Consider the following 19,534-nt stretch of genomic DNA (forward strand, 5'->3'; position numbering starts at 1 on the left):
ATCAGGTTCGCGAGGACGCGCCGGTGGCCTGTGTCTCGGATTCGGGAGAAACCGATTCCGAGTCGGCGGTTGCCCTTTCCCGCTTCCCCGAACCGGCGGCGGGCGCCGAACCGGTGGCCGGCGCCCGCTCGGTGGTGTCGGCGGGCGCCGGTTCGGCGGTCCCCGAAGCCGATGCCGTATCGCCCGCACCGATGGCCGATGTCCGGTCGGTGGCGTCGGCGGACACCGGTTCGGTGGTCTTCGGGGCCGACGAACCCGCAGCTTCAGCGGGCGTGTCACCGGCACCGGTAGCCGGTGACCGGTCGGCAGTCGACTCCGTATCCACGGCCCCGGTCGCCGGTGCCGGGTCGGTCTTCGCCGGTTCGGCGCGGTCCGATTCCGTGGTGGCCGTATCCGGTTCCGACGCCTCCTGGGTGCCGGTCTCGGCGGCGGGCGCGGATGCCGCGCCACCCGGGGCATCGCCGCCGGGTGTCCCCGGCCCGGGCGACGGTGCCGCGGAGTTCTCGGCCGCCGCGGCGGCTGCCGCGGCCTGGGCCGCACGCATATCGAGCCGGACCGTGGGGCTGTTGGATCGTGCGGCGATACCGGCCGCGCGCTTTTCGGCCGCGGCCCGCCGGGCCGCGTCGCGTGCGACGTCCACGGCCGACTGCTGCGCGGCGGGAGGTGTCTCCGCGGGTTGCCCGTTGGGGGGCGCCGCGTTCTCCTGCTGCGGGGTATTCACCGGCCACCGGGTATTCACCGGTGCGGGCGCGGGCCGGGCCTGGTGCACCGGTTGCGGAGGTTGCCCGGGCGCGGGTTGCGGGTCCGGTCCGACCGGGTGCGCGGCGGGCATCGCGATGATCTTGGTCCGCTCGTCGGCGCCTGGGAGAGCCGATTCCGGCAATTTCACGGTCGGAGATTCCGAGGCCACCGGTCGCCCGCCGGACGATTCGGGGCGGGCGGCGCCGGTATGGATCGGTTCGGTCGCTCCGGTCGGCGGCGACGCCGGCTGCGGTGGCGACGACTGCGGCGAGGGCCCACCGTAGGGGGCCGCGAGAGGCTGGGCCACGGGCCCACGCTTCCGGCGCGACACCACCTTGTAGTCACCGGGCCGGGCCGGGCGCACCCATTGCGCGGTGCGTGCCGCGAAGGGCAACTTCACCCCGAGATCGGCCAGCAGTTCATCGATATCGCGCAGGGCATAAGGGGTCACCGAGGCACCGTGCGCGTGGTGACCGCCGGTGTACTCGTGCATCCAGCGCAGGCGGGCCTCGATCCGCTCGCTCATCGTCTCCGTCGGCGGCAGGGACAGGCTCCTGGTGAGCAGGGCCGAGGTCCAGTGCGCGCCGACCTCCGCGCCCACCGCGCTCAGCAGCGACGAGTTGTAACCGGCGAAGGTCAGATGTGGTACCTGCAACGGCAGGATCTGCCGATACAGCCGGAAATTACCGTGATCGTCGGTGAGCTGGCGCTGTACGTACGGGGTCAGGAACGGGACCCGCTGCTGGAAACCGGTGGCGCAGACGACGATATCCGCACGGACCAGCCGGCCGTCGGACAGTTCGGCATACGGCCCGGCCTGGCCGCCGCCCAGCGCGGCGACCTCGATCCCGCCGCACACGGTGATACGGCCGGCCGCGACCTGGTCGGCGAAATCATCTGCGACCAGTCCGAACGCGGCTTCGTGGGCCTGGTCGAACCGCACCGGCGGCACCAGCCCCAGCTCCGCGGCCCGGGACCGCTGGGCCACCAGCGCTTCGATGAGATCGAGGTTGCTCTCCCGGAAGGAACGGCCCGGACCACGCAGCAGACGCTCGAACCGGCCGGGCTCGGGATGCCGGAAATGGGCGGCACCGGTGCGGGTGAGCAGTACCCGTTCGGCGTCCAGGCCGGGGGCCAGCCGGCGCGGCATCTTCCACAGCAGCCGACGCGCCACCACCGTGGTCTCGGCGGCCACCCGGCTGATCTCGGTGGCCAGATCGCAGGCCGCGGCACCGTAGCCCACCACGACCACCGAACGGTCGCGGACCGCGTCCACATCCAGGAACTGGGTGCTGTGGCCCAATTGGCCTCCGGCACGCCCGAATTCGGTCATACCCGCGAAATCGGGGAGCTCCGGTTCGCTGAATACGCCGTTGGCGATGACGAGGTGATCACAGGAGGTGCGATGCACACCGTCGAGATCGCGTATCTCGAGCAGCCAGCCGCCGTCGACCGGATCGGCCGCGACCACTTCGGTGCGCAGCCGGAGGCGATCGGTCAGCCCGAAGGCGCGCACGTAGCTCGCCAAGTACTCCTGCATCCGGGCTCCGTCGAGCACCCGTGGGTAGTCGGCGGGCATCGGATGGTCGGAGAAGTGGTAGGTGTACTTGCTGCTCTGCGCGCGTAAGCCCGGGTAACGGCGAGTCTCGCTCCACACGCCGCCGATATCGGGGGCTCGGTCGAATACCTCGACCGCGAACCCATCCTCACTCAGGACCTTCGCGCAGACCAGACCCGCGATACCCGCACCGACGATCGCGATGCGGTTCCCGCTCCTCATGGGCGAGAGATTACGTCGGATGTGTCCGGCAGCAAAGCTGGAGGCTCTTTTACGCCCATCGCCGCAGGTCGCAAGAGCCCCGCCGGAACCCCGGGCCAGTTGTCCGCGGGGCGGGTACGCACCTGCCGGACCAGCGGACACACCGCCGCGCCGTACCGCTGTGGTCTCATTGAGATATGACCACTGTCACCGTGGACCGGGCCGGACTGTGGGACGCCGAGGAGCTCAGCGATGTCGCCGCCGCGACCTTCCCGCTGGCCTGCCCGCCGGGTTCGGATATAGACGATATCGAGGTGTTCCTGGCGGAGGCGCTCTCCGGGGAGCGGTTCGGCGAATATCTGTCCGATCCGGCGCGCACGGTCCTCAAAGCGGTCGCGGACGGCGAGATCGTCGGGTACGCCATCCTGCACAGCGGGCCGCCGTCCGACCCCGCGGTGGCGACGGCGGTAGCGCTGGATCCGGTGCTCGAGATCAGCAAGATGTATGTGCTGCCGGGCCATCACGGCACCGGAGTGTCGAGCGCGCTCATGCACGCGGCGCTGGAGCAGGCCCGCGGCGCCGATTACGCCGGTGTCTGGCTCGGCGTGAACCAGGAGAACCTGCGGGCGCAACGCTTCTACGCCAAGTACGGCTTCGAGCAGGTCGGTACCCGGACTTTCACCGTCGGGCGCCAGGTGTACCACGACGACGTGCTGCGACTCGAGTTCTGACCTTCGGACCCGTGTCGCGGTCTCAGTCCAGCATGCGCTGTTTCAGGGTGTCGATCTCTGCGGAGCCGAGACCCAGCCCCTCGCTCACATAGCGGTCGAAACCGCCGTAGCTCACCGCGACCTGATCGAAGGCGGCGTCGAGCCACTCCCGTTGGACCCCGCCCACCGGATCACCGGCCGCGGCGCCGCGGTAGTGGTTGGACATCAGATAGTCCTCGGTGACCGTGGCCCGATCCACACCGAGCACCGTGAGCAGTACCGCGGCGGTCCAGCCGGTCCGGTCCTTGCCGGCGGTGCAGTGGAAGAGCACCGCGCCGGCCTCGGGCCCCCGCCCCGTCGCCGCGATATCGCGCAGCACCCCGGCCACCGCCTGGTTCGCGCCCGGGGCGGTGATGAACGCCCGGTACAGGTCGCTCCCACCGGCGAGGGTCGACACGAGTTCCGGCAGCGGGGCGGCGCCGATCATGTCGTACCAGTTGGCACGCGCACCGGCGGGGATCCGGTCCGGGCCGAGCGCGCGCTCGTACACCGTGCGCAGATCGTCGACCGCACGGACCCCGAGCCGGGTCAGCTCCGCCAGATCCGCGGGGGTGAGATTGTCGAGCTGATCGGTGCGGAACGCGATACCGGTGCGTACGGTCCGTCCGTCCACCGTGCGGTAACCGCCGAGATCGCGGGCATTGGGAGCGCCGGCCAAGTGAAGCGACCGGTCGACGGTGAGTACCTCGGCGACTGCCGGCGCCGCGGTGATATTCGCCGCCGCGGCGGGGCCGAGCGCAATCAGGGCACCGGTGAGAACAGCGGCAGGTACGCGTGCCGAACGATGAACCATGAGCGGAACTCCCATCGTGCTCGCCGGCACCCCCGCGCGGCGTGCCGGACTCAGCAAACCAATCCGGGGGTCCGGGGTCAACCCGAAAACGGCGCGTCTCCGCGCGCCGCGCGGGTCGGCGCCCGGCGACCGGAAACGACCCGGCTACCGCCGGGCCGCGCTCAGGCCGGGACCTCGAAGCGGGACAGCGCCAGCAGCCGGGAGATCGCCCGCAGATACTTCTTGCGGTAGCCGCCGTCGAGCATTTCCTGGGAGAAGATCTCGTCGAGTTTCGCGCCCGAGACCGTCACCGGGGTGCCCGCGTCGTAGAGCCGGTCGGCCAGCACCACCAGGCGCAGGGCCACCGCCTGATCGTTGACCGGATGCACGCCGGAGACGAACACCGCGGACACCCCGTCGATCAGCGCCCCGAATTTCGACGGGTGCAGGGTGCTCAGATGGCGCAGCAGAGCGTCGAAATCGTCCAGCGTCGCGGCGTGGGTGGCCGCCGCCCGTTCGGTCAACTGCGCGTCGGTGCCGGGTTCCGGGGCCGGCGGCAGATCGCGGTGCCGGTAGTCGGGGCCGTCCACCCGCACCGTGTCGAAGATCGAGCCGAGTTTCTTGATCTCGCGCAGGAAATCCTGCGCCGCGAACCGGCCTTCGCCGAGCTGCCCGGGCAGCGTGTTGGAGGTGGCCGCGATCGAGACGCCGCTCGCCGAGAGCTCGGTGAGCAGCCGGGAGACCAGCATGGTGTCGCCCGGATCGTCCAGTTCGAATTCGTCGATGCACAGCACACTGTTCGCCGACAGCCGCTCGACCGCGTTGCCGAATCCGAGCGCGCCGACCAGGTTCGTGAGTTCGCCGAAAGTGCCGAACGATTTCGGCGCGGGCGCGCTGTGGAAGATCGACGCCAGCAGGTGGGTCTTGCCGACACCGAAACCGCCGTCCAGGTACAGGCCCGCGCCCTGGGTCGGCTTCTTCCTCCCGAAGAAGGATTTCTTCTGCGCGGCCTTGTGGATGGCGGTGACCTTCTCCGCGAAGGCACGCGCCGAGGCGACCGCCGCGGCCTGGCTGGGCTCGTTCGGATCGGGGATGTAGGTATCGAAACCGACCTCGTCGAACATGGGCGGCGGTACCATCTGGGCGACCAGCTGGTCGGCGGGGACCTCCGGACGGCGGTCGACGAGGCGCATCGGCATGGACGTAGCCTAGTGACGTGGTATGAGCTGTTGGTATGCAGCGTATCCCCGATGCGATCCAGCTCACAGACCTCGACAATGACGCACTCGCCGATCTGTACGCCTATCCGGGCGGTCCGGACGACAGTTGGCTGCGGGTCAATTTCGTCTCCAGTATCGACGGCGCCGTCACCGGATCCGGCGGTGTCTCGGGTGCGCTGGGTACACCGGCGGACAAACGGGTGTTCCATCTGCTGCGCGAACTGTGCGACGTCGTCCTGGTCGGCGCGGGCACTGTACGCGCGGAGAACTACGGGGGCGCGCAGACCGACCCGGCCCTGCGCCGTGAGCTGTTCGCCCGGGGCATCGGCGGGCATGCCGAGGGCGACCCGCCGCCCATCGCGATCGTGACCGCCGCCGCCGCGCTGGACCCGGACCATCGGGTGATCACCACCGCCCGGACCCCCACCCTGATCCTCACCACCGCGGCGGCGCCCGCGCAGCGGGTACGCGCGCTCGCCGACGCCGGTGCCGAGGTGATCGAGATCGGTGACGAGGTCATCGCACCACAGACGGTTCCGGAGGTGCTCGCGGCGCGGGGGTTGCGGCGGATGCTGTGCGAGGGCGGACCGCAGCTGTTCGGCTCGCTGGCCGGCGCGGGGGCGGTCGACGAACTGTGCCTGACCACCGCGCCGCTGCTGGTCGGCGGGGCGGCGCGCCGGATCTCGGTGTCGCACGAGGAATTCGGGATGCGGATGACGCCGGCGCATGTGCTGCTGGACCCGGACGGGACGATGCTCACCCGCTGGGTGCGCGCCTGAAACCCGGGCGGCGAGCGTGCGTGACGGGGCCCGGGCGTCCCGCTCAGGCGGATCCGATCGGGACCTGGCAGGGTGTAGCGCATGCGCTGGACTCGGGCAGTGGTGCCGGCCTCGGCACTTTTGATCATGATCGCCGGATGCGGGGCCGGTCCGTCGGACCGCCCGCACGTCGCCGTCGAACGTCCGCCTGTGCCAGGCGAATCCACCGCCTCCGCCCAGGTCCCACCGCCGCCCGCCGCCGAGGTTCCGACGAAGGACCTCCCGTGGCGCGAGTGCACCCGGGAAACATTCGACAAGGCCGGGATGGGCCCGGGGCCCGCCGGCCTGGTCCTGGAATGTGCCGATTTCTCCACTCCGATCGACAGCGCGGGCACGGTGCTGGGCAACTTCCGCACCGGCGCGGTGCGCGCCCGGCTGCCGCAGACCCCGCCCGACGCCGCACCCGTGGTGCTGACCTCCGGTGTGGACCGCTCCTCCGGCGCCACCCTCGCGGGGCTGGCCACCGGTCCGGCGAGCGCCCTGCTCACCGCCCACCCCCTGGTCGCGGTGGACCGCCGGGGTATCGGCACCTCCCAGGCGATCGACTGCCTGCCCGCCGATATCCGCAGCGGCCTCCAGGACAACGCCCAGTTCACCCCGGGCGGTGACGCGGTGACCGGTATGTCCGACCTGTCCCGCAACGGCACCATTTCCTGCCGGGACTTCCTGCAGCCCTACGACGGCACCTTCGACGCCGCGCACGCCGCCGACGATATCGAGCAGTTGCGCCGGGAGTGGAACGTCGACCACATCGCCGTGCTGGGCACCGGCAGCGGTGCCCTGGTGGGCCTGGAGTACGCCCGCAAGTACGGTGACCGGCTGGCCCGGCTCGTCCTCGACTCCCCCACCCCGGTGGGTGTGGACACCGTCACCCGGACCGAGACCGCGGTCCAGGGCGCCGAGGCGGCGCTGTCGGCGTTCGCCCAGCAGTGCGCCGGTATCTCGTGCTCGCTCGGACCCGATCCGCGCGCGGCGGTGACCGCGCTGATACAGAAAGCCGCCGACGGGCAACTCGGCGACATATCGGCAAACGCGGTGCGCACGGCTGTCACCGGGTTCCTCGGCAGCCCCCGCGCGGACCAGACCGGCCGGATCGGCGCACTCGCCGACGCCCTGTCCGCGGCCGGGCGCGGCGACCGGGGCGGGCTGCAGGCGCTGATCGATCAGCAGGAGGCCGCCACCGCGACCGACGGACAGTTCGTCAACGGCTGCACCGATATGCCCCAGACCCCGCCCGCGCCCCAGGTCACCGACCTCGCCGGTATCTGGGCGCAGAAGTATCCGGCGTTCGGCCGGGCCACCGCGCTGTCGATGCTGGCCTGCTCGGCGTGGCCGGTGACCGAGGCACCGGCGGCGCTGGAGAAACTCGAACTGCCGGTGCTGGTACTCACGGGTGTGGCAGACCCGGTGACCGGGGTCGCCCAGGCCTCGGTGACCGGCGCACTCGGGGCCGCGGGCGCCCGGACCTCGACCATGACCTGGCAGGGCTGGGGCCACCCGGTGAGCGCGCATTCCGGATGCGCGCAGACCGCGCTCGTCGCGTATCTGAAGGACGGGCGGCTGCCCGGCGACGGCACCGCCTGCCCCGCCTGACGATCCCGCGCGAGGGCACCCCGAACAGGGTCCGAGGGGGCGCCTGACCGGCGCGTCGAGGGTGGGCCCCGGCAACACCACGGCACCGCCCGGTGTACCGTGCCGTGGTGTTCCTTCGACAGCTCGAGCCCCGCACTGCTCGAACAACCGCCGACGTGATCCGGTTCGCGCTCTGGCCGCTGGCGGTCATGACCGTGCTGAACCGGGTGTTCATCAAGGCTGTCAACGGTTTCGTGACCGATGACTACAAGCCGGTCTACCAGGCCTCGCTGGATTTCCTCAACGGACGCGAGGTCTACACGGCGAATTTCGATTCGGTCGACCCGCACTATCTGTACCCGCCCAGCGGCACCCTGTTGATCGCACCTATCGCCGTGATCGACTACGAGAAGTCGCGGTGGCTGTTCATCCTGCTCAACGCTGTCGCCATCCTGATCGCCTGGTACCTGCTGCTGCGGCTGTTCAACTACACGCTGCGCTCCATCGCCGCCCCGGTCCTGCTGCTGGCGATGTTCATGTCCGAGACGGTGATCAACACGCTGGTGTTCACCAACGTCAACGGATGCCTGCTGCTGGCGGAGATGCTGTTCCTGATCCTGCTGTTACGACGACGAGATGTCTGGGCAGGTGTGGTGCTGGGCCTCAGTATGGCCGTCAAACCAACTCTGGCACCGCTACTGCTGATCGCCGTGGTCCGCAAACAGTGGGCACTCGTCGCTACGGCGGTGGCCGTGCCGATCGCGCTGACCGCCGTCGCCTGGCCGCTGTCGCGGGATCCGGAGCGCTTCTTCACCCGTACCGCGCCATACCTGTTCGAAACGCGCGACTACTTCAACAGCGCCATTCCCGGCAACGCGGAGTACTACGGCCTTCCCCCCTGGCTGACCTGGACCATCCGGCTCACGATGGCCGTCCTGGTGCTGGTCTCGCTGTGGATCCTGTACCGGTACTACCGCGAGGACGAGCTGTTCTTCGTCACCACCGCGTCGGGTGTGCTGCTCACCGCCTCGTGGCTGCTGGCCTCGCTGGGCCAGATGTACTACTCGATGATGCTGTTCCCGTTCCTCATGTCGGTCGTGCTGCGCAATTCCGTGCTGCGCAACTGGCCGGCCTGGCTGGCGGTGTTCGGTTTCCTGTCCTACGACAAATGGCTGTCGGACCGCTGGCCCGATATCGGCCGCAACCTGGAATACCTGCGGATCACCTTCGGCTGGGGCCTGCTGCTGGTCGTGGTGTTCTGTGTGCTCGGCGACCGGTATCTGGCCGCCCGGCGGACGGGCCGGTTGCCGCGGCTGGACCCGGTATGGATGGCCGATGCGCCCGACTCCCGGGATGCCGGGGTGGACGATTTCGCCGCACCGGCCCCGCCGGTCCGGTCCCCGGCCGCCGGCCCCGCGGCGGAGCCCAAATCGACCGGTGCGCGCGTAGTCGAGACGCAGGCCGTGCGCAGCTGATACGAGACGCCACGGGACACGCGTATTAGCGTGGAGGTATGAGCTCCGAAACGGACGCGACCGATACCTCCCTGCCCGCCCCGAAGATCCAGCTCAGCCCACAGCAGTGGCGGGCCAGGCTGGACCCTGCGGAGTACGCGGTGCTCCGCGAAGCCGGCACCGAGCGGCCGTTCACCGGCGAATACACCGACACCACCACCGAGGGGGTGTACAGCTGCCGTGCCTGCGGCGCCGAACTCTTCCGGAGCACGGAGAAGTTCGAGTCGCATTGCGGATGGCCGTCCTTCTTCGATCCGGCCGCCTCGGACGCGGTACTGCTGCGCGAGGACAATTCGCTGGGAATGCGCCGCGTCGAAGTGCTGTGCGCGAACTGCCACAGCCACCTCGGGCATGTGTTCGAGGGCGAGGGCTATCCAACACCCACCGACAAGCGGTATTGCATCAACTCCATCTCCCTGCGCCTGCAACCCGTGAGTGGTCCAGCGGAGTGACCCGTCCTGCTGCCCCGCGGTACGTCATGTGACAACCGCCCGGCGGACATGCCCCCGTTTCCGGGGCCTCCGCCGGGCGGTTGCGCTACTCCTGGTCAGGGCAGGGCGGCGACGAGCTGATCGAGTTCGACCCGCGGCCCGGTGTAGAACGGGGTCTCCTCCCGGACGTGCATCCGGGCCTCGGTGGCCCGCAGGTCACGCATCAGATCGACGATCCGGTGCAGTTCCGGCGCCTCGAACGCGAGGATCCACTCGTAGTCGCCGAGCGCGAACGAGGCGACGGTGTTGGCTCGCACATCGGGATAGCCGCGTGCTTCCTTACCGTGATCGGCGAGCATCTTGCGGCGTTCGTCGTCGGGCAGCAGATACCACTCGTAGGACCGGACGAACGGGTAGACGCAGATGTAGTTCCCGGCTTCCTCGCCGGCCAGGAACGCGGGGATATGACTCTTGTTGAACTCCGCGGGCCGGTGCAGCGCCACATTGCTCCAGACCGGAGTGCTGGCCCGGCCGAGTTCGGTGGTGCGCCGGAAATCGGCGTAGGCGGCCTGCAGGTCTTCGACCCGCTCGGCATGGGTCCACACCATGAAATCCGCGTCGGCTCGCATACCGGCCACATCGTAGACGCCACGCACCACGACACCGCGATCGGCGAGCCCGTCGAAGAACTCGCGGGCCTCCTTCAGCGCTGTCGCGCGGTCGTCCCCCAGCACTCCGGGCCGCACCTGGTACACGGAGAACATGAGATAGCGGATGGTGGAGTTGAGAGACTGGTAATCGAGTCGCGCCATGGCCCCATCGTGCCACTCGCCGGATCGTCGCGGGGCCGGGGCCGGTCGATCGCCAGGCCCGGGCCGACCGGCTGCCCACACCCGGGCGAACGGCGTTCAGGCCGGGGCCGGAGCCACACCGCCGGCGATATGAGTCGCGGCCCGCGTCGCCGCCGCCACACAGGCGGGCACCCCGACACCGTGCAGATAGGCGCCGGTCACCGCGAGATCGCCGAAACCGGCGAGCGCGGACTCGATCTCGGCGACCCGCTCGGTGTGCCCGGGAGCGTACTGGGCGAGGCCGCCGGGCCAGCGCTGCACGATCGCGGACCGCGGGGTGATCGGCACCCCGGTGACGGTGGCGAGGTCGGCGGTGGCGGCGTCGATGAGTTCGGCATCGGAAAGACCCAATACCGCGTCGTCACCGAACCGGCCGAACGAGACCCGCACCAGGGCCGTCTCCCGCGCGGCCAGATGGGCCCATTTCCGGCTGGACAGGGTGAACGCCTTGGCCCGCAACGGCTCCCCCGTCGCGACCAGCACTCCCGAATTCGGCGGCAGCACGGTGTCCTTCGGCAGTTCCAACGCGACCAGAGCGGAGGACGACAGCTCGATCCCGGCGGCCGCGTGCGCCGCCACGGGCGCGATCTCGGCCAGCAGCCGGGCCGTCACCGGCGCCGGGGTCGCGAGGACGACCGCCTCGAATTCCCCGAGCGGTTCCACCGCCCAGCCACCCGGTATCCGCCGGAGACCGGTGACGGCGGTGTCCCGGATCGTGGTGGCCGCCGTCCGACCGGCCAGCGCGTCCAGCAGCGCCCCGTAACCGTCGCGCAGCGCTCCGAACACCGGCGCGCCGGAAGGCGGGGGCAGTGCGGCCGCCACCGCCTCGGTGAGGCAACCCGCGCCACGGTCCAGCGCCGCGGCCAGCGTGGGCAGCGCCGCGCGGAGGCCGATGGAGCGGGCGGAACCGGCGTACACGCCACCGAGCAGCGGGTCGACACTCCGGGCCACGGTCTGCTCCCCGAAGCGATCGGCCACCAGCGAGTAGACATCGATATCGCCGCCGGGCCGCCAGGTGAACGGACGCCCGGGTTCGGCGGCGATGCACGCCACCGTCGCGGCATCGACCAGTCCTTCGACGGCCGCGGCCTCGGCCGGGATACCCATCAGCGTGCGCTCCGGTAGCGGATGGGCCCGCCCCTGCGACCAGATCAGCGGGCGCAGACCGGCCGGATGAACCAGCTGGTCGGCAATACCCAGTTCGCCCAGCAGCTCGGGCACCTCGGGCCGCCGGCCGACGAACGCCTCCGCACCCAGATCGACCGGTTCACCCGCGATCTCGCCGGTCCGCAGCACCCCGCCGAACCGGTCCCGGATGTCGGCCACCGTGATCGCGGCCGGTTCGCCGAGCAGACCGCGCAACCGGTAGGCCGCGACGAGTCCGCTGATCCCCCCACCGACCACCGCGATTCTCATCCCCCGACCGTATCCGGCGCCCGCGCACCGCGCGATCGCGCCCTCCGCACCCGAAACACCCACCCCGGCCGGAGTGTCCGGTCCCTGACGCCGATGTCACGACGGTCGCCACGACCTCACAGCTCATGGACCAGCTCCACCAACGCCGTGAGCACTCCCGGGTCGGTCTCGGGCAGCACCCCGTGACCCAGATTGAAGATATGGCCCGCGGCGCCCATGGCCAGCGCCGAATCCGCTTCGTCGGCGATCCGGCGTGCCTCGGCCTCCACCACCGGCCAGCCCGCGAAGAGCACCGCGGGATCGAGATTGCCCTGCAACGCTTTCCCGGGGCCGACCCGCCGCACCGCCTCGGTCAGCGGCAGCCGCCAATCGACACCGACCACATCGGCCCCGGCCTCCCCCATGGCGCCGAGCAGTTCCCCGGTGCCCACCCCGAAATGGATCCGGGGCACCCCGGCCTCGGCGAGTTCGGCGAACACCCGCTCCGAATGCGGTAGCACATAGCGGCGATAGTCGGCCAGCGAAAGCGCCCCGGCCCACGAGTCGAACAGCTGCACCGCGTCGACCCCGGCCTCGAGCTGGGCCCGCAGGAACACGATGGTGATATCGGTGAGCACCCCGAGCAGCGCGTGCCAGGCCGTCGGATCGCCGTGCATCATGGCCTTGGTGCGCTCGTGGTTCTTGCTGGGGCCGCCCTCCACCAGATAGGACGCCAGCGTGAACGGCGCACCCGCGAAACCGATGAGCGGGGTCTGCCCCAGTTCCTCGACCAGCAACCGCACCCCGTCGGTGACCGCGCCCACTTCCTCGGGCCGCAGCCGGGGCAGCGCCTGGATATCGGCGGCCGTACGTACCGGTGTGGTCACCACCGGACCGACGCCGGCCACGATATCGAGATCGATTCCGGCGGCCTTGAGCGGAACGACGATATCGGAGAACAGGATCGCCGCGTCGACGCCGTGGCGGCGGATCGGCTGCATGGTGATCTCACAGACGAGTTCCGGATCGAAACACGACTCGAGCATCCCGATACCTGCCCGGACCTCGCGGTATTCCGGCAGTGACCGGCCCGCCTGGCGCATGAACCACACCGGCCGCCGAGCCGGTGCGGCGCCGGTGGCGGCGGCCAGGAACGGGGCATCGGACAACCGGCGGCGCGTATATGTGCTCATCACCGCCATCGTATGCGGCCCCGCCCGGCCCGGCGCGCAAGGCCGCACAGCACCGCAGGAACCACCGATCCGCCGTCCTGGGCGGCGGCTGCGTACGCCGTCCCGGCGGGTTGCGCGGTGTTTACCACGATCGGACCCGCCCACGCAGCAACAACGGTCGCCCGGCGCGCCTCCGCACGCCCCGGGTGCTACGGGTCTACCGTCATTCCCCGTGACACCGCTCGATATCCGCGACGGCGCACCCGACGACGGGCCCGGCGACGAACCCGCAGCGTTTCGTGCCGCCGTGTCGGCGATGGGCACCGCATCCGTACATCCGCGGATCGAGCTGTCCCCGATCCGTCCGCCGCAGCGTCTCGCCCCGTACTCCTATGCGCTCGGCGCCGAGGTGATCCACGAGGACTCACCCGTCGTACCGATCGACTCCGACGGTGATGCCTTCGGGCGGCTCATCCTGCTCCACGACCCCAGCGGGGACGAGGCGTGGCACGGCGTCTTCCGGCTGGTCGCCTATATCCAGGCCGATATCGACGGCGCGCTGGCCGCCGACCCCCTCCTCCCCGAGGTCGCCTGGAGCTGGCTGGTGGACGCCCTGGAATCCCGGGAGGGTCCGTTCACCGCGCTCGGCGGTACGGTGACCTCCACCAGTTCGGTGCGCTACGGAGATATCGCCGGTCCACCCCGCGCGCACCAGCTGGAACTACGGGCCTCCTGGACGGCTCGCACCACCGAGATGCGCCCCCATGTGGAAGCGTTCGGGGAAGTCCTGGCCTACGCGGCGGGTCTGCCGCCGGCGGGCATCACCGATCTGCGGCCCTCGCCGGCCGGCGAGACCGACCGTGGTTGAATATCGGACGTAGCCTCGGCCACGTAGAGTGGCCCTTTATGCCGGTAGTAGAGGAGCCCGAACACCTGTCCGGTGACCACCCGGATGGTGGCACCGGCCTGTCTCCGGCGTTCGATCCGGGCCCACGCGACGAAGCCGCCGATTCCGGTCCGGCCGAGCCCACCGCGGAACCGCTGCTGGTCCCGGCCGAGGGGATTCCCCCGGTCTGCCGCACCGCCGAGGCCGTGGCAGCGGCCGCCGAACGTCTCGCCGCCGGCTCCGGGCCCCTGGCGGTGGACGCCGAACGCGCCTCGGGTTTCCGGTATTCGTCCCGGGCGTACCTGATCCAGTTGCGCCGGGCCGGGGCGGGCACCGTGCTCATCGACCCGATACCGGTCGCCGACGCACTCGCACCACTGGCCGAGGCGATCAACGGACTGGAATGGATTCTGCATTCGGCCGATCAGGACCTGCCCGGCCTGGCCGAGCTGGGGCTGCGACCGGCGGTGCTGTTCGATACCGAACTCGGCGGGCGGCTCGCCGGTTTTCCCCGGGTAGGTCTGGCGGCGATGGTCGAGCAGTTGCTCGGCCGGGCGCTGCGCAAAGGGCACGGCGCCGCGGACTGGTCGACCCGGCCGCTCCCGGAAGCCTGGCTCAACTACGCCGCACTCGATGTGGAACTGCTGATCGAACTGCGTGCGGCCGTGGCCGCCGCGCTGGCCGAACAGGGCAAAACCGATTGGGCCGCGCAGGAGTTCGAACATATCCGGCTGCTCGAACCGGCCACGCCGAAACCGGACCGCTGGCGGCGGACCTCCGGGATCCATACGCTGCGCCGGGCCCGCCAGCTGGCGATCGTGCGGGAACTGTGGACCACCCGCGATACCCTGGCGCGCGGACGCGATATCGCGCCTTCCCGGATCCTGCCGGATTCCGCCATCATCGCGGCCGCCAAGGCCGAACCCGCCTCGATCGGGCAGCTACGGGAATTGCCGGTGTTCGGCGGCCCGCGCCAGCGCCGCTACTCCCGGGAATGGCTGGGCGCGGTGGAACGCGCACGCGCCCTGCCGGACGAGGACCTACCCCGGATGAGCCAGCCCTACGACGGGCCGCCGCCGGTGAACCGCTGGGAACGCCGCGATCCCGCCGCCGCGGCCCGGCTGGCCCGGGCCCGCGCGGTGATGACCCGGATCTCCGAGCGGGTGGCGGTCCCGGTGGAGAATCTGCTGTCGCCCGATCTGGTGCGGCGGCTGTGCTGGGACGGCCTGCCCGACTACCGCAGCGCGCCGGAAGCCACCGGCGAGGTCGCGGCGGCGGTCGACGGCTTCCTGAAGAGCCACGGCGCCCGGCCCTGGCAACGCGAACTCACCGCGCGGCCATTGGCCACCGCCCTCATCGACCAACCGCCGAGCTGACGGCCGCCCGCACGGTACCCTGCGGGCGCGGCCGTCCCCTCGCGTCAGCTAGGGCGCGTCCAGCCAGCCGGTGACGCGTCGAGTGATATCGGGCGCGGTCAGGCCGAGCTCCTGCCGCACCTGGGCGATACTGCCGTGCTCCAGGAATTCCTGCGGGATGCCGATATCGCGAGCGGGCACGTCCAGCCCCGCCGCACGCAGCCGGGCCGATACGGTCGCCCCGATTCCGCCGTGCAGGCCGCTGTCCTCCAGGGTCACCACCAAGCGGTAATTCTCGGCCAGTTTGACGACGGTATCGGAAACCGGCAGCACCCACCGCGGGTCGATGACCGTGGCGGTGATCCCCTCGGCCTCCAGCAATTCCGCGGCCTGTAGCGCGGCCGGTATCAGGGCACCGACGGCCACGAACAGCACATCGCCGCGCTGGGCCTGCGCCGACGGCCCCTCCCGGTCCGGCAGCCACAGCACATCCACGCCGTCGAGCCGCTCGATCGCCCGGATCTCGGCGCCCACATTGTCCTTAGGGAACCGCAAGGCGGTCGGCCCGTCACCGACCGCCAGCGCCTCGGTCAGTTCCTCGGCCAGGGTCGCGGCATCGCGCGGGGCGGCCACCCGCATACCGGGCACGATGCCGAGCAGCGACAGATCCCACATACCGTTGTGGCTCGCGCCGTCGGCGCCGGTGATCCCGGCGCGGTCCAGCACCAGGGTGACCGGCTGTTTCAGCAGTGCCACGTCCATCAGCAGCTGGTCGAAGGCCCGATTCAGAAAGGTCGAGTAGATGGCCACCACCGGGTGCAGCCCGCCGAGAGCAAGACCCGCCGCCGAGGCCAGCGCGTGCTGTTCGGCGATACCGACATCGAAGAGCCGATCCGGGAAACGCTCACCGAACGCGGACAGTCCGGTGGGACCCGGCATAGCGGCGGTGATCGCGACGATATCGTCGCGCCGTTCGGCGTGGGAGATGAGCTCTTTCGAGAACACCGAGGTCCAGCTGACCGCGGTCCCGCTGCTCACGGATTCGCCGGTCCGCGGATCGATGGGACCGCAGGCGTGCATCTGATCGGCCACATGGTTCTCGGCCGGTTCGTATCCGTGCCCCTTCCGGGTGACCGCGTGCACCACCACCGGGCCGCCGAAATCCTTGGCGTGCCGCAGCGCCGATTCGAGCGCGACGAGATCGTGGCCGTCCACCGGGCCGACGTATTTGAGACCGAGATCGCTGAACAGCTCCTGCGGGCTCACCGCGTCCTTTATCCCGGCCTTCACCGCGTGCACCATCGAATACGCCGAATCACCCACGCCCGGAATGCTTTTCAGGAACCGGCGGCCCGTGTCGAGCATATGCTCGTACACCGGCTGGGTGCGCAGCGCCGTGAGCCGGTCGGCCAGCCCGCCGATGGTGGGGGCGTAGGAGCGGCCGTTGTCGTTGACGACGATCACCACGGGGCGGTCCTTGGCGGCGGCGATATTGTTCAACGCCTCCCAGCACATACCGCCGGTGAGGGCCCCGTCACCGACGACCGCCACGACATGGCGGTCCTGGCCGGTGAGCGCGAACGCCTTGGCCAGGCCGTCGGCATAGGACAGCGACGCCGAGGCATGTGAGGACTCCACCCAGTCGTGTTCGCTCTCCGCGCGGCTGGGATACCCCGACAATCCGTCCTTGCGGCGCAGGGTGTCGAAGCGATCCTTGCGACCGGTCACGATCTTGTGCACGTAGGCCTGGTGCCCGGTGTCGAAGATCAACGGGTCGGCGGGCGAATCGAATACCCGGTGCAGGGCGAGGGTGAGTTCCACCACCCCGAGGTTGGGCCCCAGGTGCCCGCCGGTGACGGCGACCTTGTGCACCAGGAATTCGCGGATCTCGGCCGCCAGCTCCCGCAGTTGCGGTGCCGAGAGCCGACGCACGTCTTCGGGCGTATCGACCCGGGAAAGCACTCCCACCTGATTCGCTCCCTCCGGATAGCGCAGTTGATCCGACCAGTCTAGGAGCCGCGGCCGACTGCACCACCCGGGCGGCGAGCCGTACCCACCTCAGTACCGGGCCGGAACCGCGGTCCGGCGTATCGGTCCAGCCTAAGGTGAGAGGCGGGTGCCGCGCGAACCGCGTCCGGCCGCGGGCACCGGGACGGCGGCGCACCGACGAGCGCCGCATATCAACCGCGAGGAGACCGGATGACCCAGCCGCAGGCGGGAACGGTGACCGTATTCGGGTACGGCACCGTACGCGCCGCTCCCGATCTGATCGTGCTCTCGATCGGCGTCGAATGTCGCGCGAGCACCGTCGGTCTGGCCTACGACCGGGCGGGCCGGAGTGTGACGGCACTGACGGCCGCGTTACGCGAAGACGGCGTCACCGGCAGCGATATCGGCACCGGCATGCTGTCGGTGCGCTCGGATACCTCCTGGCAGGACGGCACCGCACGGGTGATCGGCTACATCGCGACCAGCACGCTCACGGTCACACTCGCCGCCGCGGCCGACCCCGCGCGACCGGCGCCGTCGGACGTGGTGGCCCATGCCGTGGCGGCGGGCGGCGACGACGCGCGGCTGGGTGGGCTGTGGCACACCTTCGCCGACCGGGAACGGCTACTGGAGCGCGCCCGCGACGCCGCCTGGGACAACGCACTGGACAAGGCGCGGCAGTACGCCCGCCGCGCCGCCCGCGAGCTGGGTCCCGTGCTCGAGATCACCGAGCACACCACCGCGCCACCGCCGGCGCAGCCCACCGAGCCCGGCGGTATCCGGATGGTGGCCGCGTCCGCGCCGACGCCGGTGCCCCTCGAATCCGGGGAGACCGAGATCACCGCGACACTGCGGGCCACCTGGCAGCTGCGATAGGGCGCCGCGGCGCCGCACGGGCGTTGTCAACGCTCCAGGAGCGCAAGGCATTCCACGTGATGGGTGGCCGGAAACGCGTCGAAGGCGCGCAACGCGGTCAGTCCGTAGCCGGCGTCCAGGTAGAGGCGCAGATCCCGGGCGAACGACGCCGGATCACAGCCGATGTGCACGATCCGGTCCGGCGCCGCGGCGGCCACGGCGTGCACCACGGGCTTGCCGGCCCCGGCCCGCGGCGGATCGAGTACCACCACCCGCGGCCGTGGGTGATGGTGTCCGGCCGCCCACTGCTCGACCCGTCCGGTGCGCAGCTCCAGCCACGGCAGATCGCCCAGCGCGGCGTTACCGTCGGCGACCGCGGCCGGTGCGGATTCCAGCGCCCGCACGGCGCCGGTCGGGCCGACCTGTTCGGCCAGGCGCGCCGCGAAAACGCCCGCGCCGCTGTACAGGTCCCACGCGGTCGCGCCCACGCCCGGGTCGGCCCAGTCGGCGACGATATCCGAATAGCACTGCGCGGCACCGCGGTGCGCCTGCCAGAAGCCGGCTGCCGACACCTCCCAGCGCCGGCCGGCCACGTACTGGACGGCCCGGCCGCTCCCTTCGACCACCCATTCGTCGCGGTCGGTGTGGGCGGCGGCGCGCCGGGCCGCCGTGCGCCGCCGCTGTGCGCCCGGGGTCTCCGGCTCCGCGCCGGCTCGGCTCGAGCCGTCCCGCGGCCCGCGTGCGCGTCCGCTACGCCGGTCGGCCCGGCTCCCGGGCCCGGAACGGCCGCCGTGCCGATCACCGCCGCGACGGCCGGTCTCGGGTACCGGCGGGGCGATTTCGACGATATGCCGGGCCCCGGTGTCGTCGACCGCGATCACCAGCTCCGCGCCGGGCATCCAGCGGCGCCGGTCGATATCGTCCAGGGCGCCGGGCACGGGTTGCGGACAGCGGAGGTCGGTCAGCACCCCGGTACTGCGGTAGTGGTGCACACCCGCCCGGCCCGCCGTATCCACCGCGAGCCGGATCCGGGTGCGCCAGCCGCCGGTGCGATCGCCGGAACCGGTGATGGGTTCCACCTCGACCGCGCGTTCGATACCGGTGATGCGGCGCAGCTGTTCGGCCACCACCGCGCCCTTCAGCTGCCGCTGCGCCGCCGCGGTGGCAAAGGAGAAATCGCAGCACCCCGCCCCACCCGGCCCCGATACCGGACAGGTGGCGGGGATCCGGTCCGGTGATGCCTCGAGGATCTCCACGGCCTCGGCTCGGCAGAACGCGCCGCCGCGGTCCTCGGTGACCCGGGCCCGCACGAGCTCACCGGGCAGGCCGTGCCGGACGAACATCACCCGGCCCTCGTGACGAGCCACACAGAATCCGCCGTGCCCGGGCGGCCCGAGCCGTACCGACAGCACCCGATCGCGCCACGAACTCATC

The 19,534-nt window shown here is 70.9% G+C and carries 16 protein-coding genes; 8 read left to right on the plus strand and 8 right to left on the minus strand.

The genetic code is table 11. From position 1 onward, the window contains the following. Position 1: 1 nt before the first annotated feature. Complete coding sequence (locus NF4_RS07635) at positions 2-2,521, minus strand: FAD-dependent oxidoreductase (RefSeq protein ID WP_063814522.1); 2,520 nt, start codon at positions 2,519-2,521, stop codon at positions 2-4. Positions 2,522-2,697: 176 nt separating this feature from the next. On the opposite strand from NF4_RS07635, the gene NF4_RS07640 reads away from it, so the two are divergent. Continuing rightward, complete coding sequence (locus NF4_RS07640) at positions 2,698-3,231, plus strand: GNAT family N-acetyltransferase (RefSeq protein ID WP_063126561.1); 534 nt, start codon at positions 2,698-2,700, stop codon at positions 3,229-3,231. Positions 3,232-3,253: 22 nt separating this feature from the next. On the opposite strand, the gene NF4_RS07645 is transcribed toward NF4_RS07640, so the two are convergent. Further along, on the minus strand, positions 3,254-4,063 hold the full coding sequence (locus tag NF4_RS07645; protein WP_063126847.1) for a tyrosine-protein phosphatase: 810 nt from the start codon (positions 4,061-4,063) through the stop codon (positions 3,254-3,256). A 161-nt stretch (positions 4,064-4,224) separates the two neighbouring features. Further along, positions 4,225-5,241 carry a cell division protein ZapE gene (zapE, locus tag NF4_RS07650; RefSeq protein WP_063126562.1) on the minus strand — a complete coding sequence of 339 codons (1,017 nt, stop codon included), beginning with the start codon at positions 5,239-5,241 and terminating at the stop codon, positions 4,225-4,227. Between the two features lie 35 nt (positions 5,242-5,276). On the opposite strand from zapE, the gene NF4_RS07655 reads away from it, so the two are divergent. The 4 genes from NF4_RS07655 to msrB all read left to right on the plus strand — a co-directional run bounded on the left by NF4_RS07655 (position 5,277) and on the right by msrB (position 9,618). Then, on the plus strand, positions 5,277-6,041 hold the full coding sequence (locus NF4_RS07655; protein ID WP_063126563.1) for a pyrimidine reductase family protein: 765 nt from the start codon (positions 5,277-5,279) through the stop codon (positions 6,039-6,041). 81 nt (positions 6,042-6,122) lie between these two features. After that, the gene (locus tag NF4_RS07660; RefSeq protein WP_063126564.1) at positions 6,123-7,673 is read left to right on the plus strand and encodes an alpha/beta hydrolase; all 1,551 of its coding nucleotides are present in this window, start codon (positions 6,123-6,125) and stop codon (positions 7,671-7,673) included. A 107-nt stretch (positions 7,674-7,780) separates the two neighbouring features. Further along, on the plus strand, positions 7,781-9,127 hold the full coding sequence (locus NF4_RS07665; protein ID WP_269749585.1) for a glycosyltransferase family 87 protein: 1,347 nt from the start codon (positions 7,781-7,783) through the stop codon (positions 9,125-9,127). Positions 9,128-9,165: 38 nt separating this feature from the next. Next, positions 9,166-9,618, plus strand: coding sequence for a peptide-methionine (R)-S-oxide reductase MsrB (msrB, locus tag NF4_RS07670; RefSeq protein WP_063126565.1), 453 nt, complete (start codon positions 9,166-9,168; stop codon positions 9,616-9,618). Between the two features lie 95 nt (positions 9,619-9,713). On the opposite strand, the gene hemQ is transcribed toward msrB, so the two are convergent. The 3 genes from hemQ to hemE all read right to left on the minus strand — a co-directional run bounded on the left by hemQ (position 9,714) and on the right by hemE (position 13,045). Beyond that, complete coding sequence (gene hemQ / locus NF4_RS07675) at positions 9,714-10,409, minus strand: hydrogen peroxide-dependent heme synthase (protein WP_063061043.1); 696 nt, start codon at positions 10,407-10,409, stop codon at positions 9,714-9,716. A 96-nt stretch (positions 10,410-10,505) separates the two neighbouring features. Further along, positions 10,506-11,864 (minus strand): protoporphyrinogen oxidase, encoded by a 1,359-nt coding sequence (locus NF4_RS07680; protein WP_063126848.1) that lies wholly within the window; start codon positions 11,862-11,864, stop codon positions 10,506-10,508. Positions 11,865-11,980: 116 nt separating this feature from the next. Continuing rightward, positions 11,981-13,045: a uroporphyrinogen decarboxylase gene (gene hemE, locus NF4_RS07685; protein ID WP_063126566.1), complete on the minus strand. Its 1,065-nt coding sequence runs from the start codon at positions 13,043-13,045 to the stop codon at positions 11,981-11,983. Positions 13,046-13,331: 286 nt separating this feature from the next. Between hemE and NF4_RS07690 the strand changes: the two genes are divergently transcribed. Together NF4_RS07690 and NF4_RS07695 are read left to right on the plus strand one after the other, a co-directional pair. Continuing rightward, positions 13,332-13,883 carry a DUF3000 domain-containing protein gene (locus tag NF4_RS07690; protein ID WP_063126849.1) on the plus strand — a complete coding sequence of 184 codons (552 nt, stop codon included), beginning with the start codon at positions 13,332-13,334 and terminating at the stop codon, positions 13,881-13,883. A gap of 38 nt (positions 13,884-13,921) precedes the next feature. Beyond that, a complete protein-coding gene (locus tag NF4_RS07695; RefSeq protein WP_084532931.1) occupies positions 13,922-15,277 on the plus strand; it encodes a ribonuclease D in 1,356 nt (451 codons plus the stop codon). 48 nt (positions 15,278-15,325) lie between these two features. On the opposite strand, the gene dxs is transcribed toward NF4_RS07695, so the two are convergent. After that, positions 15,326-17,224: a 1-deoxy-D-xylulose-5-phosphate synthase gene (gene dxs / locus NF4_RS07700; RefSeq protein WP_063126567.1), complete on the minus strand. Its 1,899-nt coding sequence runs from the start codon at positions 17,222-17,224 to the stop codon at positions 15,326-15,328. Between the two features lie 231 nt (positions 17,225-17,455). Between dxs and NF4_RS07705 the strand changes: the two genes are divergently transcribed. Further along, positions 17,456-18,121 (plus strand): SIMPL domain-containing protein, encoded by a 666-nt coding sequence (locus tag NF4_RS07705; RefSeq protein WP_063126568.1) that lies wholly within the window; start codon positions 17,456-17,458, stop codon positions 18,119-18,121. Between the two features lie 26 nt (positions 18,122-18,147). Here NF4_RS07705 and NF4_RS07710 read toward each other — a convergent pair whose 3' ends face one another. After that, positions 18,148-19,533 carry a class I SAM-dependent RNA methyltransferase gene (locus tag NF4_RS07710; protein WP_063126569.1) on the minus strand — a complete coding sequence of 462 codons (1,386 nt, stop codon included), beginning with the start codon at positions 19,531-19,533 and terminating at the stop codon, positions 18,148-18,150. Position 19,534 lies beyond the last annotated feature (1 nt).

The organism is Nocardia fusca NBRC 14340 (genome assembly GCF_001618425.1).
Lineage (GTDB): Bacteria > Actinomycetota > Actinomycetes > Mycobacteriales > Mycobacteriaceae > Nocardia > Nocardia fusca.

Excerpts from the sequence above, each read along its gene's own strand:
- NF4_RS07635 (WP_063814522.1), bottom strand. The coding sequence starts at position 2,521 with ATGAGGAGCGGGAACCGCATCGCGATCGTCGGTGCGGGTATCGCGGGT.
- NF4_RS07640 (WP_063126561.1), top strand. The coding sequence starts at position 2,698 with ATGACCACTGTCACCGTGGACCGGGCCGGACTGTGGGACGCCGAGGAG.
- NF4_RS07645 (WP_063126847.1), bottom strand. The coding sequence starts at position 4,063 with ATGGTTCATCGTTCGGCACGCGTACCTGCCGCTGTTCTCACCGGTGCC.
- zapE (WP_063126562.1), bottom strand. The coding sequence starts at position 5,241 with ATGCCGATGCGCCTCGTCGACCGCCGTCCGGAGGTCCCCGCCGACCAG.
- NF4_RS07655 (WP_063126563.1), top strand. The coding sequence starts at position 5,277 with ATGCAGCGTATCCCCGATGCGATCCAGCTCACAGACCTCGACAATGAC.
- NF4_RS07660 (WP_063126564.1), top strand. The coding sequence starts at position 6,123 with ATGCGCTGGACTCGGGCAGTGGTGCCGGCCTCGGCACTTTTGATCATG.
- msrB (WP_063126565.1), top strand. The coding sequence starts at position 9,166 with ATGAGCTCCGAAACGGACGCGACCGATACCTCCCTGCCCGCCCCGAAG.
- hemQ (WP_063061043.1), bottom strand. The coding sequence starts at position 10,409 with ATGGCGCGACTCGATTACCAGTCTCTCAACTCCACCATCCGCTATCTC.
- NF4_RS07680 (WP_063126848.1), bottom strand. The coding sequence starts at position 11,864 with ATGAGAATCGCGGTGGTCGGTGGGGGGATCAGCGGACTCGTCGCGGCC.
- hemE (WP_063126566.1), bottom strand. The coding sequence starts at position 13,045 with ATGGCGGTGATGAGCACATATACGCGCCGCCGGTTGTCCGATGCCCCG.
- NF4_RS07690 (WP_063126849.1), top strand. The coding sequence starts at position 13,332 with ATGGGCACCGCATCCGTACATCCGCGGATCGAGCTGTCCCCGATCCGT.
- NF4_RS07695 (WP_084532931.1), top strand. The coding sequence starts at position 13,922 with ATGCCGGTAGTAGAGGAGCCCGAACACCTGTCCGGTGACCACCCGGAT.
- NF4_RS07705 (WP_063126568.1), top strand. The coding sequence starts at position 17,456 with ATGACCCAGCCGCAGGCGGGAACGGTGACCGTATTCGGGTACGGCACC.
- NF4_RS07710 (WP_063126569.1), bottom strand. The coding sequence starts at position 19,533 with ATGAGTTCGTGGCGCGATCGGGTGCTGTCGGTACGGCTCGGGCCGCCC.